This is a genomic window from Enterobacter cloacae complex sp. P2B, assembly GCF_014895985.1.
GTDB lineage: Bacteria > Pseudomonadota > Gammaproteobacteria > Enterobacterales > Enterobacteriaceae > Enterobacter > Enterobacter bugandensis.
On record NZ_JADBQQ010000010.1, the window covers coordinates 199,997 to 216,406 of the forward strand.

15 protein-coding genes are annotated in these 16,410 nt (G+C 56.3%); 10 read left to right on the forward strand and 5 right to left on the reverse strand.

Annotated elements, in window-relative coordinates; genetic code table 11:
- Window positions 1-21: 21 nt before the first annotated feature.
- The 4 genes from gyrB to dnaA are packed head-to-tail and all read right to left on the reverse strand — an operon-like array spanning window position 22 to window position 6,034.
- Window positions 22-2,433, reverse strand: coding sequence for a DNA topoisomerase (ATP-hydrolyzing) subunit B (gene gyrB, locus IM313_RS09855; protein WP_028014934.1), 2,412 nt, complete (start codon window positions 2,431-2,433; stop codon window positions 22-24).
- Between the two features lie 28 nt (window positions 2,434-2,461).
- Complete coding sequence (gene recF, locus IM313_RS09860) at window positions 2,462-3,535, reverse strand: DNA replication/repair protein RecF (RefSeq protein WP_192971858.1); 1,074 nt, start codon at window positions 3,533-3,535, stop codon at window positions 2,462-2,464.
- A complete protein-coding gene (dnaN, locus tag IM313_RS09865) occupies window positions 3,535-4,635 on the reverse strand; it encodes a DNA polymerase III subunit beta (RefSeq protein WP_008500170.1) in 1,101 nt (366 codons plus the stop codon). Before dnaN ends, recF begins: the two co-directional genes overlap by 1 nt.
- 4 nt (window positions 4,636-4,639) lie before the next feature.
- A complete protein-coding gene (gene dnaA, locus IM313_RS09870; RefSeq protein WP_032644944.1) occupies window positions 4,640-6,034 on the reverse strand; it encodes a chromosomal replication initiator protein DnaA in 1,395 nt (464 codons plus the stop codon).
- Window positions 6,035-6,633: 599 nt separating this feature from the next.
- Here dnaA and rpmH point away from each other — a divergent pair.
- The 9 genes from rpmH (at window position 6,634) to IM313_RS09915 (ending at window position 14,153) form a co-directional block, all read left to right on the forward strand.
- Complete coding sequence (gene rpmH / locus IM313_RS09875; RefSeq protein WP_000831330.1) at window positions 6,634-6,774, forward strand: 50S ribosomal protein L34; 141 nt, start codon at window positions 6,634-6,636, stop codon at window positions 6,772-6,774.
- A 16-nt stretch (window positions 6,775-6,790) separates the two neighbouring features.
- The gene (gene rnpA / locus IM313_RS09880; protein WP_014072458.1) at window positions 6,791-7,150 is read left to right on the forward strand and encodes a ribonuclease P protein component; all 360 of its coding nucleotides are present in this window, start codon (window positions 6,791-6,793) and stop codon (window positions 7,148-7,150) included.
- Complete coding sequence (yidD, locus tag IM313_RS09885) at window positions 7,114-7,371, forward strand: membrane protein insertion efficiency factor YidD (protein WP_001307474.1); 258 nt, start codon at window positions 7,114-7,116, stop codon at window positions 7,369-7,371. Before rnpA ends, yidD begins: the two co-directional genes overlap by 37 nt.
- A 2-nt stretch (window positions 7,372-7,373) precedes the next feature.
- Window positions 7,374-9,017: a membrane protein insertase YidC gene (gene yidC / locus IM313_RS09890; RefSeq protein ID WP_028014931.1), complete on the forward strand. Its 1,644-nt coding sequence runs from the start codon at window positions 7,374-7,376 to the stop codon at window positions 9,015-9,017.
- A gap of 72 nt (window positions 9,018-9,089) precedes the next feature.
- The gene (gene mnmE / locus IM313_RS09895; protein ID WP_126327371.1) at window positions 9,090-10,454 is read left to right on the forward strand and encodes a tRNA uridine-5-carboxymethylaminomethyl(34) synthesis GTPase MnmE; all 1,365 of its coding nucleotides are present in this window, start codon (window positions 9,090-9,092) and stop codon (window positions 10,452-10,454) included.
- 111 nt (window positions 10,455-10,565) lie between these two features.
- Entirely contained in the window at window positions 10,566-11,741 is a 1,176-nt protein-coding gene (locus IM313_RS09900; protein WP_192971859.1) for an MFS transporter, read from the forward strand.
- Window positions 11,710-12,681 carry an HTH-type transcriptional regulator YidZ gene (gene yidZ / locus IM313_RS09905; RefSeq protein ID WP_048961462.1) on the forward strand — a complete coding sequence of 324 codons (972 nt, stop codon included), beginning with the start codon at window positions 11,710-11,712 and terminating at the stop codon, window positions 12,679-12,681. The genes IM313_RS09900 and yidZ overlap by 32 nt, the downstream gene beginning before the upstream one ends.
- Before the next feature lie 122 nt (window positions 12,682-12,803).
- A complete protein-coding gene (locus tag IM313_RS09910; RefSeq protein WP_192971860.1) occupies window positions 12,804-13,550 on the forward strand; it encodes a 4'-phosphopantetheinyl transferase superfamily protein in 747 nt (248 codons plus the stop codon).
- 36 nt (window positions 13,551-13,586) lie between these two features.
- On the forward strand, window positions 13,587-14,153 hold the full coding sequence (locus IM313_RS09915) for an NADPH-dependent FMN reductase (protein ID WP_003861147.1): 567 nt from the start codon (window positions 13,587-13,589) through the stop codon (window positions 14,151-14,153).
- A gap of 61 nt (window positions 14,154-14,214) precedes the next feature.
- On the opposite strand, the gene adeP is transcribed toward IM313_RS09915, so the two are convergent.
- Entirely contained in the window at window positions 14,215-15,552 is a 1,338-nt protein-coding gene (gene adeP, locus IM313_RS09920; protein ID WP_192971869.1) for an adenine permease AdeP, read from the reverse strand.
- Between the two features lie 165 nt (window positions 15,553-15,717).
- Here adeP and yieH point away from each other — a divergent pair, with 165 nt between their 5' ends.
- Window positions 15,718-16,383 (forward strand): 6-phosphogluconate phosphatase, encoded by a 666-nt coding sequence (gene yieH, locus IM313_RS09925; RefSeq protein ID WP_047366739.1) that lies wholly within the window; start codon window positions 15,718-15,720, stop codon window positions 16,381-16,383.
- Window positions 16,384-16,410 lie beyond the last annotated feature (27 nt).

The window sequence follows — 16,410 nt, forward strand, 5'->3', positions numbered from 1 at the left end:
TTTCATGCGGGATAGCGACTGTTAAATATCGATATTCGCCGCTTTCAGCGCGTTCTCTTCAATGAACGCACGACGTGGTTCTACCGCATCGCCCATCAGGGTGGTGAACAGCTGATCCGCAGCAATCGCGTCTTTAACGGTGACGCGCAGCATGCGACGGCTTTCCGGATCCATGGTGGTTTCCCACAGCTGATCCGGGTTCATTTCGCCCAGACCTTTATAACGCTGAATAGACAGACCGCGACGGGATTCTTTCACCAGCCAGTCCAGCGCCTGCTCGAAGCTTGCTACCGGCTGACGACGCTCGCCACGTTCGATGAAGGCATCGTCTTCGATCAGGCCGCGCAGCTTCTCGCCGAGGGTGCAGATACGGCGGTATTCCGGGCCGGTCACGAATTCGTGCTCCAGCGGGTAGTCGGTGTCGACGCCGTGAGTACGCACGCGAACAATCGGCTCAAACTGCTGTGCCGCATTCTGTTGAACGTCGAACTTCCACTGGCTGCCGTGCTGCTCTTTCTCGTTCAGCTCGCTCACCAGGGTATTCACCCAGCGGGTCACGGCCTGCTCGTTGCTCAGATCGGCTTCGGTCAGGGTTGGCTGATAGACCAGCTCCTTCAGCAGCGCTTTTGGATAGCGGCGTTCCATACGGCCAATCATTTTCTGCGTGGCATTGAACTCGGAGACCAGACGCTCCAGCGGCTCGCCGGCCAGCGCTGGCGCGCTGGAGTTCGCATGCAGGGTCGCGCCATCAAGGGCAATCGCGATTTGGTACTGATCCATCGCGTCGTCATCTTTAATGTACTGTTCCTGCTTGCCTTTCTTCACCTTGTACAGCGGCGGCTGGGCAATGTAGACGTGGCCGCGCTCAACGATTTCCGGCATCTGACGATAGAAGAAGGTCAACAGCAGCGTACGGATGTGCGAGCCGTCGACGTCCGCATCGGTCATGATGATGATGCTGTGATAGCGCAGCTTGTCCGGGTTGTACTCGTCGCGGCCAATGCCGCAGCCGAGCGCGGTGATGAGCGTCGCCACTTCCTGAGAAGAGAGCATCTTGTCGAAGCGCGCTTTCTCAACGTTGAGGATTTTACCCTTCAGCGGCAGGATCGCCTGGTTCTTACGGTTACGGCCCTGCTTCGCAGAACCGCCCGCGGAGTCCCCTTCCACGAGGTACAGTTCGGACAGCGCCGGGTCACGTTCCTGACAGTCAGCCAGCTTGCCCGGCAGGCCTGCCAGGTCCAGCGCGCCTTTACGACGGGTCATTTCACGGGCTTTACGCGCCGCTTCACGGGCACGTGCCGCATCAATAATTTTGCCCACCACGATTTTCGCATCGTTCGGGTTTTCCAGCAGGTATTCGCTCAGCAGTTCGTTCATCTGCTGCTCAACCGCCGATTTCACCTCAGAAGAAACCAGCTTGTCTTTGGTCTGTGAGGAAAACTTCGGATCCGGCACCTTCACGGAGACCACGGCAATCAGGCCTTCACGGGCGTCGTCACCGGTGGCGCTGACTTTCGCTTTTTTGCTGTAGCCTTCTTTGTCCATGTAGGCGTTCAGGGTACGGGTCATCGCCGCACGGAAGCCCGCAAGGTGAGTACCGCCGTCGCGCTGTGGAATGTTGTTGGTAAAGCAGTAGATGTTTTCCTGGAAACCGTCGTTCCACTGCAGCGCCACTTCCACGCCGATACCGTCTTTTTCGGTGGAGAAATAAAAGATATTTGGGTGAATTGGCGTTTTGTTCTTGTTCAGATACTCAACAAACGCCTTGATACCGCCTTCGTAGTGGAAGTGGTCTTCTTTATTGTCGCGTTTGTCGCGCAGGCGAATAGAGACGCCAGAGTTCAGGAACGACAGTTCACGCAGGCGCTTCGCCAGGATGTCGTACTCGAATTCAGTGACGTTGGTGAAGGTTTCAAGGCTCGGCCAGAAACGCACCATGGTACCGGTTTTATCGGTATCACCGGTAACGGCCAGCGGGGCTTCAGGCACGCCGTGCTGATAGATCTGACGGTGAATTTTGCCTTCGCGCTGAATAACCAGCTCCAGCTTTTGCGACAGGGCGTTTACTACGGAAACGCCTACGCCGTGCAGGCCGCCTGAAACCTTATAGGAGTTATCGTCGAACTTACCGCCTGCGTGCAGTACGGTCATGATCACTTCCGCAGCCGATACGCCCTCTTCCGGGTGAATACCGGTTGGGATGCCACGACCGTCATCGGTAACGGAGACGGAGTTGTCCGCATGGATGGTGACCACGATGTCTTTACAGTGACCCGCGAGCGCTTCGTCGATAGCGTTATCTACCACCTCGAATACCATGTGGTGCAGACCGGTGCCGTCATCCGTGTCGCCGATATACATACCCGGGCGCTTACGCACCGCATCCAGCCCTTTCAGGACTTTGATACTGGAGGAGTCATAAGAATTCGACATCAACGTTTCTCGCTCATTTCAACTTGGGTTAATCCGTTATTTTACCCTTTTCCACGGTAAACATCTTCGAATTTTCGTCCGACATGTCCATAACGTGTTCAGCGCTAATGGCGCTGACGAAAACCTGCGACTGCGTGGCTTTTAAGCGGCTGGCAAGCAGCCCGCGCCGCGCGTCGTCAAGTTCCGAGGCAAAATCATCTATCAGATACAGGCAGCGTCGTCCGCTCTCGCGGGTGAGGAACTCCCCCTGCGCCAGGCGTAGCGCGCACATCAGGAGCTTGAGCTGCCCGCGCGACAGCGTGTCTTCCACCGGCGCACCGTCGGCACGAATGCGGAAATCCGCCTTGTGCGGGCCGTGCGCGGTGTAGGTCAACATCCGGTCGCGCTCGAAGCTTCTCTCTAACACCTCGGCATAATCCGTCTCTTTCTCCCAGCCACGCTGGAAGGAGAAGGTGAGAGAGAACTCGGGTAAAAACTGTTTGCAGGTGTCGGCCATATCTTCGGCGATACCCGCGCTGTATTCGGCACGCCAGCGGCTTATCTGTTCCGCAAGAGGGATGAGTTCCATGTCCCACGGACGCAGCTGGGCGTAGCGCGTGACCTGGCGCAACGCGGCGTTACGCTGTTTAAGCAGACGCTTCAGGTTGCTCCAGGCGTTAAAGAAACCGGCTTCATTGTGAAAGCATCCCCAGTCGAGGAACGCTCTTCTGTATTTGGGGCCGCCGTTGAGTAAAGTAAACCCCTCGGGCGTAATCAGCTGCATTGGCATCAGCAGCGCCAGCTCCGCCACCTTATGGCCGTCGGTGCCGTCGATGCGCACCTTGCTATCGCCCTGCTTGTCTTTGGTCAGGCCGATGGCGGTTTCCCGCTCTGCGCCCTGCAAACGCCCGTGCAGAACAAAGGATTCCTGCTCGTGGCGAATGACGCGACCAATCTGCAAACTGCGAAACGCCCGGCCATGGCCGAGCGTATAGATGGCTTCCAGCACGCTGGTTTTGCCGCTGCCGTTCGCGCCAACCAGGAAGTTAAAGCCGGGGGATAAAACGAGATCCGCGCTTTCGATATTGCGAAAGTCGCGGATCAACAGACGGGTGAGCGACATTACAGTCTCATTGGCATGACAACATAAGCCGCGCTTTGGCTGGCCGCATCTTCAATCTGTACGCTTGAAACGGAGTCGGTCAGCAGAATGCGCACATTCTCGCATTTCAGTGCATTGAGCACATCCAGCACGTAGCTGACGTTGAAGCCGATTTCCATCTCAGCCCCGGCGTAGGTGACGTCCAGAATCTCTTCTGCCTCTTCCTGCTCCGGGTTGTTGGCGGTGATTTTGATCTGGTTTTCACTCACGTACAGGCGCACGCCGCGGAATTTCTCGTTCGAGAGAATGGCCGCGCGGGCAAACGCCTGCTTGAGGCTATCGCAGCCCGCTTCCAGCGTTTTGTCCGGGTTCTTCGGCAATACGCGGCGATAATCCGGGAAACGGCCATCAACCAGCTTCGAAGTGAAGACAAAATCGCCCACGTGGGCACGGATGTTATTGCTGCCAATCTGCACCCGCAGCGGCGTGTCACCGCCGTCGAGCATACGCATCAGTTCAATCACGCCTTTACGCGGCACGATCACCGAATGGTTCGGCAGCGAGTCGCCAATCGGCATGGAACAGACCGCCAGACGGTGGCCGTCGGTCGCCACGGTACGCAGCTCTTCACCTTCGGTTTCGAACAGCATGCCGTTTAAGTAGTAACGAACGTCCTGATGCGCCATGGAGAACTGCGTGGCTTCAATCAGACGCTTCATCGTCGCCTGCGGAAGAGTGAATTCTACTTCACTCTGCCAGTCGTCCAGGTTCGGGAAGTCCGCAGCGGGCAGCGTGGAGAGCGAGAAACGGCTGCGGCCAGAGCGCACCAGCATGCGGTCGCCCTCCAGCTGCACGGCGATTTCAGCGCCTTCAGGCAATCCGCGGCAAATATCAAAGAATTTACGTGCCGGAACCGTGGTCGCGCCCGCGTCGTGCGGCTGCGTCAACGTAACGCGCGCGATCATTTCCATTTCCAGATCTGTACCGGTCAGCGACAGCGTACCGTCCGCGACCTGAAGCAGCAGGTTTCCGAGAATAGGCAGCGTTGGGCGGCCGCCTAATGGGCCACTCACCTGTTGCAGCGGTTTTAATAAATGTTCACGTTCAACGGTAAATTTCATAGCGTCACGATGATAATGTTCTGATTAGATTGGAAAAATCTTCTTTTATGTCGTGGCTTTCTTCGCGTAACTGCTCAATCTTGCGACACGCGTGCAGCACGGTCGTATGGTCACGGCCACCAAACGCATCGCCGATTTCCGGCAGACTGTGGTTGGTTAACTCCTTTGCCAGCGCCATCGCCATCTGACGCGGACGCGCCACCGAGCGGGAACGACGTTTAGACAGTAAATCTGCCACTTTGATCTTGTAGTACTCAGCCACCGTCTTTTGAATATTGTCGATGGTGACCAGTTTTTCCTGCAATGCCAACAAATCGCGCAGTGCTTCACGCACAAAATCGATGGTGATCGCACGACCGGTGAAGTTGGCATTGGCGATAACGCGGTTCAGCGCCCCTTCCAGCTCACGCACGTTGGAGCGCAGGCGCTTGGCGATGAAGAACGCCACTTCACCCGGCAGGCGGATGTCGTTCTCATCGGCTTTCTTCATCAGGATCGCGACGCGGGTTTCCAGCTCCGGTGGCTCGATCGCCACGGTGAGGCCCCAGCCGAAGCGGGATTTGAGACGATCTTCAACACCGTTGATCTCTTTAGGATAACGATCCGAGGTCAAAATGATCTGCTGATTGCCTTCCAGCAGGGCGTTAAAGGTGTGGAAAAACTCTTCCTGCGATCGTTCTTTATTGGCAAAGAACTGGATGTCATCGATCAGCAGCGCGTCAACGGAACGGTAGTAGCGTTTAAACTCTTCGATCGCATTGTTTTGCAGGGCTTTTACCATGTCCTGAACGAAGCGCTCGGAGTGCATATACACCACTTTCGCGTTGGGCTTGCGCGCCATAATGCCGTTACCTACCGCATGCAGCAGGTGGGTTTTACCCAGACCCGTGCCGCCATACAGGAACAGCGGGTTGTAAGCACCGCCGGGGTTATCGGCAACCTGACGGGCTGCCGCGCGCGCCAGCTGGTTCGACTTACCTTCAACGAAGTTATCGAACGTGTGTTTCACGTTAACGTTAGAGCGGTAGGTTGGCTCTGCGGGGGCAGGGACGTTATCCCAGCCCTGACGAGCAGGTGCAACGCGAGGCGCCGGAGCCGGAACAGCCTGAGCGGGCGCAGCCACATTCACGGTTTCACGTACGGTTTGGGTGACCGGCTTTGTGCCCACTTCAAAACGCAGCTGTGGGACATCTGACCCGCAAAAATCGTTCAGCAGGCCATTGATGTTATTAAGGTACTTGTCTCTTACCCAATCGAGCACAAAACGGTTTGGCGCATACAAAGCCAGCGTGTTATCGCTCAGCTCCGCCTGCAACGGGCGGATCCACATACTGAATTCTGTGGCTGGTAACTCATCCTGCAATCGGGCAAGACACTGCTGCCAAAGCGAAAGTGACACGGCGGACTCCACTCGAACAATAAAAGAAAACTATTGAATATTCATGATTGTTGGCGCACATCGACATGACCCTGTGTAAAGGGGGACGTGCGAATTGCTATCTGCAATTTATCCTGACCAGGATCCTGGGATCCCGATCGGGACCGCGGATCATAGCGTAAACTGAGCCAGAGATCTTCTGTTTCTCACAGATTCTTCCCGATTTATCCACAGGAAGATCCGAAACCGGGTAAGTGTAAACGATCCTGGCGCGAGTGCCCCGCGATTTAGCCCGCATATTGGAAAATTTAATGAGCAGCGACAATTTATTGCTTAAATGATCTAACGAAGATCCGGGACGATCCTTGCGCTTTGTTGGCGAGGCCGTATAATCCTCGACCCGGCGCGTGATGCTCATCTTCCTGCGTCGTCCGTTGCTCATTTTCCACGCGAAATCGTGCGGAAATACGCGGGAAATAAGGAAAGAGAATTGACTCCGGAGTGTACAATTATTACAATCCGGCCTCTTTAATCACCCACGGCTTCGGCGTCCGTCATTCGAAACTCGGTCGGGCATCCGCAAAAGTCATGAATTTTTTCAAGTTTAGGTAGAAATCGCCATGAAACGCACTTTTCAACCGTCTGTACTGAAGCGCAACCGTTCTCACGGCTTCCGTGCTCGTATGGCTACTAAAAATGGTCGTCAGGTTCTGGCACGTCGTCGTGCTAAAGGCCGCGCTCGTCTGACCGTTTCCAAGTAATAAAGCTAACCCCTGAGTGGTTAAGCTAGCATTTCCCAGGGAGTTACGTTTGTTAACTCCCACTCATTTCACTTTCGTCTTCCAGCAGCCACAACGGGCTGGCACGCCGCAAATCACCATCCTCGGCCGCCAAAATTCGCTGGGGCATCCCCGCATCGGTCTCACAGTCGCTAAGAAAAACGTTAAGCGTGCGCATGAACGCAACCGGATTAAACGTCTGACGCGTGAAAGCTTCCGTTTACGTCAGCACGAACTGCCTTCTATGGATTTCGTGGTGGTGGCTAAAAAGGGGGTTGCCGACCTCGATAACCGTGCTCTCTCGGAAGCGTTGGAAAAATTATGGCGCCGCCACTGTCGCCTGGCTCACGGGTCCTGATAGCCCTCATTCGGGTCTATCAACGCCTGATTAGTCCGCTACTCGGGCCGCACTGCCGTTTCACACCAACATGCTCAAGCTACGGAATTGAGGCATTGCGCAGGTTTGGAGTGATAAAAGGCAGTTGGTTGACGGTGAAACGCGTATTAAAATGCCACCCTTTACACCCCGGTGGAGACGACCCCGTCCCCCCAGGACCTTTTGATACCAGAGAACACTAACGATGGATTCGCAACGCAATCTTCTTATCATCGCTTTGTTGTTCGTGTCTTTCATGATCTGGCAGGCATGGGAGCAGGATAAAAATCCTCAACCCCAGCAGCAGACCACGCAGACCACGACCACCGCAGCGGGTAGCGCCGCCGACCAGGGCGTACCGGCCAGTGGCCAGGGGAAACAGATTACGGTTAAGACCGATGTGCTTGAGCTGACTATCAACACCCGTGGTGGTGATGTTGAGCAGGCGCTGCTGTTGACCTACCCGAAAGAGCTGAAGTCTAACGAACCGTTCCAGTTACTGGAAACCACACCGGAGTTCCTGTATCAGGCGCAGAGCGGCCTGACCGGTCGTGATGGCCCGGACAACCCGGCTAACGGTGCGCGTCCACTGTATAACGTCGAGAACGACACCTTTGTACTGGCTGATGGCCAGAACGAACTCGTTATCCCGATGACCTACACCGACGCGGCAGGCAACACCTTCACCAAAACCTTCACCCTGAAACGCGGTGAGTATGCGGTGAACGTGGGCTACAGCGTACAGAACGCCGGTGCGAAACCGCTGGAACTGTCTACCTTCGGTCAGCTTAAGCAGTCCATCAATCTGCCGTCACACCGTGACACCGGAAGCAGCAACTTTGCGCTGCATACCTTCCGTGGCGCGGCGTACTCCACGCCTGATGCGAAGTACGAGAAATACAAATTCGACACCATTGCCGATAACGAAAACCTGAACGTCAGCTCCAAAGGCGGTTGGGTCGCAATGCTGCAGCAGTATTTCGCGACCGCGTGGATCCCGAATAACGACGGTACGAATAATTTCTACACCGCGAACCTGGGCAACGGTATTGCAGCCATCGGCTACAAATCACAGCCTGTTCTGGTTCAGCCGGGTCAAACCGGTAAGCTGGCAAGCACCCTGTGGGTCGGCCCGGAAATCCAGGACAAAATGGCTGCCGTCGCGCCGCACCTGGATCTGACCGTTGATTACGGCTGGTTGTGGTTCATCTCGCAGCCGCTGTTTAAGCTGCTGAAGTTCATCCACAGCTTCCTGGGTAACTGGGGCTTCTCCATCATCGTTATCACCTTCATCGTGCGTGGCATCATGTACCCGCTGACCAAAGCGCAGTACACCTCCATGGCGAAGATGCGCATGCTGCAGCCGAAGATTCAGGCGATGCGTGAGCGTCTGGGTGATGATAAACAGCGTCAGAGCCAGGAAATGATGGCCCTGTATAAGGCAGAGAAAGTGAACCCACTGGGTGGTTGCTTCCCGCTGCTGATTCAGATGCCAATCTTCCTTGCGCTTTACTACATGCTGATGGGTTCCGTTGAGCTGCGCCACGCGCCGTTCGCCCTGTGGATCCATGACCTGTCCGCACAGGACCCGTACTACATCCTGCCGATCCTGATGGGCGTGACGATGTTCTTCATCCAGAAGATGTCGCCGACCACCGTGACCGACCCGATGCAGCAGAAGATCATGACCTTTATGCCGGTCATCTTCACCGTGTTCTTCCTGTGGTTCCCGTCAGGTCTGGTGCTGTACTATATCGTCAGCAACCTGGTGACCATCATCCAGCAGCAGCTGATTTACCGTGGTCTGGAAAAACGTGGCCTGCATAGCCGCGAAAAGAAAAAGTCCTGATTCGGTAAGATAACGCTAAAATAAGGGCGGTCGATTGACCGCCTTTTTTATTTGTATTGAACGAGACCAACCATGAGCCATAACGACACTATCGTCGCCCAGGCAACCCCACCGGGACGCGGTGGTGTAGGCATTCTGCGCATCTCCGGCCTGAAGGCGCGCGAGGTGGCAGAAGCGGTGCTGGGTAAATTGCCAAAGCCGCGCTACGCTGATTACCTGCCGTTTAAAGATACCGACGGCACGCCGCTGGACCAGGGCATTGCGCTGTGGTTCCCCGGCCCGAACTCCTTTACCGGAGAAGACGTGCTGGAACTTCAGGGCCACGGCGGCCCGGTTATCCTCGACCTGCTGTTAAAACGTATCCTGACCCTGCCTGGCCTGCGCATTGCGAAGCCGGGCGAATTTTCCGAGCGTGCGTTCCTGAACGACAAGCTCGACCTGGCGCAGGCGGAGGCGATTGCTGACCTGATCGATGCCAGTTCTGAACAGGCGGCCCGCTCCGCGCTGAACTCGTTGCAGGGCGCGTTTTCCGCACGTGTGAATCACCTTGTGGAAGCACTTACTCACCTGCGAATCTATGTCGAAGCGGCTATCGACTTCCCGGACGAGGAGATCGACTTCCTCTCTGACGGTAAAATCGAAGCCCAGCTGAACCAGGTGATGAGCGATCTGGATGCCGTCCGCGCCGAAGCGCGTCAGGGCAGCCTGCTGCGTGAAGGGATGAAGGTCGTCATTGCTGGTCGCCCTAACGCCGGGAAATCGAGCCTGCTGAACGCCCTGGCGGGCCGTGAAGCGGCGATCGTCACCGACATAGCCGGGACCACCCGCGACGTGCTGCGCGAGCATATCCACATCGACGGGATGCCGCTGCACATTATCGATACCGCGGGTCTGCGCGATGCCAGCGACGAGGTTGAGCGCATCGGTATCGAGCGCGCCTGGCAGGAAATCGAGCAGGCCGACCGCGTGCTGTTTATGGTAGATGGCACCACGACCGACGCCGTTGACCCGGCGGAGATCTGGCCGGACTTTATCGCCCGTCTGCCGGCCAAACTGCCGATCACCGTAGTGCGCAACAAGGCAGACGTGACCGGCGAAACGCTGGGCATCAGCGATGTGAATGGTCACTCACTTATTCGCCTTTCGGCACGTACAGGGGAAGGCGTGGAAGCCCTGCGTAACCATCTCAAGCAGAGCATGGGCTTTGATACCAGCATGGAAGGCGGCTTCCTGGCGCGTCGCCGTCACCTGCAGGCGCTGGAAGAGGCGGCACGCCATCTTGACCAGGGCAAAGCGCAGCTGATTGGTGCGTGGGCGGGTGAACTGCTGGCGGAAGAGCTGCGTCTGGCGCAGCAGAATCTAAGCGAGATCACCGGGGAGTTTACGTCGGACGATCTGCTGGGACGGATCTTTTCGAGCTTCTGTATCGGTAAATAGTTTCCGCTAATTGATGGTGATTTCCTCTCAGGAAATCACCATTGTCCAAATGGCAACTCGCTTTAACCCTTTTCACCCCCTATTCTGCTTGCCTGCATTTATGGGGGGTTTATGGCGCGTTTTCTGTTTTGTAGTTTCGCATTAGTTCTGCTTTATCCGTCGGGTATTGATATGTATCTGGTGGGATTACCGCACATCGCCCGCGATTTGGGTGCCAGCGAAGCGCAGCTGCATATCGCGTTTTCGGCCTACCTCGCAGGAATGGCGTCGTCGATGGTCTTTGCCGGGAAGATCGCGGATAAGGCTGGCCGTCAGCCCGTCGCAATAACCGGAGCCATCATCTTTGCCCTGGCCTCTCTTCTCTGCTCACAGGCACAGAACAGCACCTTGTTCCTGGCAGGACGGTTCATCCAGGGCATTGGTGCCGGCGGCTGTTACGTGGTGGCGTTTGCTATTTTGCGCGACACCTTAAGCGCCCAGCGCCGTGCTAAGGTGCTCTCCATGCTGAACGGGATAACCTGCATCATTCCGGTGCTGGCACCGGTTGTAGGCTATCTGATCATGCTGAAATTCCCGTGGCAGAGCCTGTTCTGGACCATGGCTGCAATGGGCGCCCTGGTCTTTGTGCTGTCGATCGCCGTACTGAAAGAGACCCACCCGGGCTCGCAGAATCCCAGCCATACCGCGACCATTCATCCGGCAGAGAAACTTCTCAATCGCTTTTTCCTCAGCCGTCTGGCCGTAACCACGTTAAGCGTGGCGGTGATCCTGACGTATGTAAACGTTTCCCCGGTTTTGCTGATGGAGACCATGGGTTTCGATCGCGGTGAGTATTCCACGGTAATGGCATTAACCGCTATGGTCAGTATGGCCGTCTCATTTTCTACCCCCTTCGCGCTGAATCTTTTCCGCCAGCGCACGCTGATGCTGACCTCTCAAGTACTGTTTCTCGCCACAGGTGTGGTTCTGGCAACCACCAGCTCTCATGCGCTGATGCTGGTGGGCATTACGCTCATCTGTGCCGGGTTCTCGGTTGGCTTTGGCGTGGCGATGAGTCAGGCGCTCGGCCCGTTCTCGCTGCGGGCAGGCGTGGCAAGCTCGGTGCTGGGGATCGCGCAGGTCTGCGGCTCGTCTCTGTGGATATGGCTGGCGGCGGTCATCGGACTTAACGCGCTCAATATGCTGATCGGGATTCTGATTGGCTGTAGCATAGTCTGCATCACCTTACTTATGGTCATCCAGCCCGCGGCACAGTATGAAGAAGCCCATCAGCAGTCTCGATCTTAACCTGTTGCTTTGCCTGCAGCTTTTGCTGCAGGAGCGCAGCGTCACCAAAGCCGCGAAGCGGATGAACGTGACGCCGTCGGCAGTGAGTAAATCGCTGGCCAGGCTGCGCGACTGGTTTGACGACCCGCTGTTTGTCAAAACGCCGTTAGGGCTGCTGCCTACGCCGCTGACGGTCAGCCTGGAGCAGGATTTGGCCGACTGGATGCAGATCGGCAACCAGATCCTCGATAAATCTCACCATGATTCGCCTGGCGGGCTGACGTTTGTGCTGGCCGCCGAAACGCCGCTGATGCTCATCCGCTTTAACGCCCTGCTTGAGCTGGTGAACCAGCGTTATCCGCAGGCGACGGTGAAGATGCGTCACTGGGATTACGACTCGCTGGACGCCATTACGCGCGGGGAAGTGGACGTTGGCTTCACCGGTCGCGAAACCCACCCGCGCTCGCGTGAACTGCTGAAGCTGATGCCGTGGTTTATCGACTACGAAATCCTGTTTAGCGACCGTCCATACGTCTATTTGCGTGAGGACCACCCCGCTCTGCAGGAGGAGTGGAATCTGGAGACCTTCCTGCGCTATCCCCATATCAGTATCTTCTGGGAACGGAGCGACACCTGGGCGCTGGATGAGGTGCTAAAAGAGATGGGGCGGGAGAGAAACATTGCCATGTGTTTGCCGGGCTTTGAGCAGTCGATGTTTATGGCGGCGCAGCCCGGTCATAACTATATCGCCACGGCTCCCCACTACTGTCGCCACTACAATGAACTCCACCAGCGGAAGCTGATCGCGCTTCCTATTCCCATTGACGAAGCGCAGGCTGAAAAGCTGACCGTTCCCTTCACGCTGATCTGGCATAAACGGAACAGCCATAATCCGAAAATCCTCTGGCTGCGGGAGACCATCAAGGCGTTGTACGGTGGCAGCGATCCAATTTTTGCCTAAGAAAATGTAAAGTTCGGCCTTCAGGCTTCTCTTACTCCGATTTACTGATTAAAACAGGAGTCAAGTTAAGCGATAATCATGTAACCGTTTAACCGATTACGACCATTATCAAGGAGCGAAAAATGGCAACGCACTTTGCAAGAGGGATACTTACAGAAGGACGTCTCGTATCGGCCAGACTCTCTTCAGCCTGTCACAGTGAGGCGCTCAAACTCCCCGAACACCGCAGGACGCGGTTTTTAGCCTCGAGAGCACTTCTCGCAGAACTGCTGTTTATGCTGTACGGCACCAGCGAACTGCCGGAGATCGTCACGCAACCAGAAGGCCGCCCGGTCTTTGCTGACCCGGAACTCCCCCGTTTTTCCATTGCCTATACGGGCAATATCATTGGCGTGGCGCTGACCACCGAAGGGGATTGCGGGCTGGATATGGAGCTTCAGCGTGCGACGCGGAGCTTCCACGGCGCAAGCCCGCACGATGACTACCCGCTCTCCAGTAATGAGAAGCTGTGGGTACGCAACCAGAACGACTCCGTCGAGGCCAGAGCCCAGCTCATCACCCTGCGCCAGAGTATTCGCAAGCTCTGCGGATGCGCTTCAGACGACGCCAGTCTGTTGCAATTGTTGCCTGGCTCCGGACGCCTGCGTGCCGCTAAAGCCACGCTTGTAGAGGCGCTCAGCGATGCAGAAGATGTGTTGATATGGTCTGTTGCAGTTAGCCCAGCCATCGAACGGCTAAAGATTTGGGAATTTGACAGTAAAGAGGGATGGAATAGCCTTCCGGATGTGCCCGAGCGCGCCAACGAGCCCGCCGCACGCCTGATGCGTTTAACCAGTTTACCGGCAGAAAAAGCATTTACCCATAGCTGATCCAATCAGGGTCATCATGATGAAACAGGAGTAATCATGTCTGATACGTTGAAAGTAGTTACGTTACTGGGAAGCCTGCGCAAAGGTTCATTTAACGGAATGGTTGCCCGCACGCTGCCGCAGTTGGCCCCGGCAGGTATGGAAATTAGCGCCCTGCCATCTATTGGCGATATCCCGCTGTATGATGCAGATGTCCAGCAGGAAGAGGGGTTCCCGCAGAGCGTGGAGGCGATAGCCGAGCAGATCCGCCAGGCCGACGGTGTGGTCATTGTCACGCCGGAGTATAACTACTCGGTTCCGGGTGGCCTGAAGAACGCGATTGACTGGTTATCCCGTTTACCGGAGCAGCCGCTGTCTGGCAAACCGGTGCTGATCCAGACCAGCTCAATGGGCGCGATTGGTGGCGCACGCTGCCAGTATCACCTGCGTCAGATCCTGGTGTTCCTGGATGCGATGGTGATGAACAAGCCGGAATTTATGGGCGGTGTGATTCAAAACAAGGTCGACCCGCAGACGGGTGAAGTGGTGGATCAGAGCACGCGTGACCATCTCTCTGGCCAGCTGACCGCGTTTGGGGATTATATTAAGCGGGTGAAGGCGTAAGCCGGAGCGGCCTGATGCCCTCACCCTGGCCCTCTCCCACGTGGAGAGGGAACAAACCTGTTTATTTCGCGTCAATAAACACAATCTTCAACACAAACAGCACCGCAACGATAATCACGCACGGGCTGAGTTCGCGGAAGCGGCCGGTACCGATCTTCATCACACAGTAAGAGATAAAGCCCAGCGCGATACCTTCGGTGATCGAGAAGCTGAACGGCATCATCACGGCGGTAATAAAGGCCGGCACCGCTTCGGTTAAATCTTCCCACTTCACGCGCGCCAGGCTCGAGGTCATCAGCACGCCCACGTAAATCAGCGCGCCGGCAGCCGCATACGGTGGAACCATACCCGCCAGCGGAGAGAGGAAGATCACCAGCAGGAACAGGATACCCACCACCACCGCCGTCAGGCCGGTACGGCCACCCACGGACACGCCGGAAGAGGATTCAATGTAAGCGGTAACAGATGAGGTGCCAATGAAAGAACCCGCCACGGAAGAGATGCTGTCCACATACAGCGCCTGCTTCATGCGCGGGAATTTGCCTTTCTCGTCAGCCAGACCCGCTTTGTCCGTCACGCCAATCAGCGTACCGGAGGAGTCAAACAGGTTGACCAGCATGAAGGAGAAGATCACGCCCGCCAGGCCCAGGTTCAGGGAACCCGCCAGGTCAACGTGACCAATCACGGTAGAGACGCTCGGCGGCGCAGAGACAATACCGCTGTAATGCACGTCACCCAGCATCCAGCCCAGCAGCGTGGTCACGATGATAGAGACCAGCACCGCAGCGTGGATGTTGCGCGACGCCAGGATCGCGATGATGAAGAAGCCCAGCACGCCCAGCAGCACGCTGTGCGAGGTCAGGTTACCGATGCTCACCAGCGTTTCCGGGTTCGCCACGATCACACCGGCGTTTTTCAGCCCCATCATGCCGATGAACAGACCGATACCGCTGGTGATACCCACGCGCAGGCTCACCGGGATATTGGCAATCATCCAGTAGCGGACGCGGAAGATGGTCAGCAGCAGCAGGCCGACCGCACCCCAGAAGATAGCGCCCATACCAACCTGCCACGGCAGGCCCATCGCCTGAACCACCACGAACGCGAAGAACGCATTCAGGCCCATAGCGGGTGCCAGCGCCACGGGCAGGTTAGCGAAAACGCCCATCAGGATGCTGCCAAGGGCCGCGATCAGACAGGTGGTAACAAAGACGGCGCTGGTGTCCATGCCAGCGACGCCCAGAATTTGCGGGTTCACAAAAACGATATAGACCATCGTCAGGAAGGTGGTGAAACCGGCGATCACTTCGGTGCGTGCCGTTGTGCCGTGCTCGCGCAGTTTGAATACGCGCTCAAGCAGACCCTGACCAGATGTCTGGGTTGTGTGTTGTTGACTCATCATCAATTTCCGAACAAGGAGGGAAAATTCGTCGCTATCCTATACCAAAATGCGACAATAGTGGCGGTTACGGGATACTTTTTTCATTGATTATGCTTATACGGCAACGATTGCGTCTCGTAAATCTGTCGTACGTAAACGTTAAACTTGTTAAAAGGGAAGGGCATGTCCGGAATTGAAGCGGTATTTTTCGACTGTGACGGTACGCTGGTCGACAGTGAGGTCATTTGTTCCCGCGCGTATGTCGCCATGTTCCAGGAATTTGGCATTACGCTCGATCTCGAAGAGGTGTTCAAACGCTTTAAGGGCGTGAAGCTGTACGAGATCATCGACATCATTAACGAAGAGCACGGGGTGGATCTGGCGAAAGCGGAGCTGGAACCAGTGTACCGCGCCGAGGTCGCACGCCTCTTCGACTCAGAACTGGACGTTATTGCCGGGGCTAACGCGCTGCTGGATGCGATGACGGTGCCAATCTGCGTAGTTTCCAACGGTCCGGTCAGCAAAATGCAGCATTCACTGGGCAAGCTTGAAATGCTGCACCACTTTCCGGAAAAACTGTTCAGCGGCTACGATATTCAGCGCTGGAAGCCCGATCCGGCCCTGATGTTCCACGCGGCGAAAGCGATGAACGTCAACGTGGAGAACTGCATTCTGGTGGATGACTCGCCTGCGGGTGCCCAGTCGGGGATTGATGCAGGGATGGAGGTTTTTTACTTCTGTGCCGATCCGCACAACAAGCCGATCGATCATCCAAAAGTGACGACCTTTACCGATCTGGCGCAATTGCCAGAGTTGTGGAAGGCACGCGGGTGGGATATTACGCGTTAAGCTAACGTAGGGCGGGTAAGCGCCAGC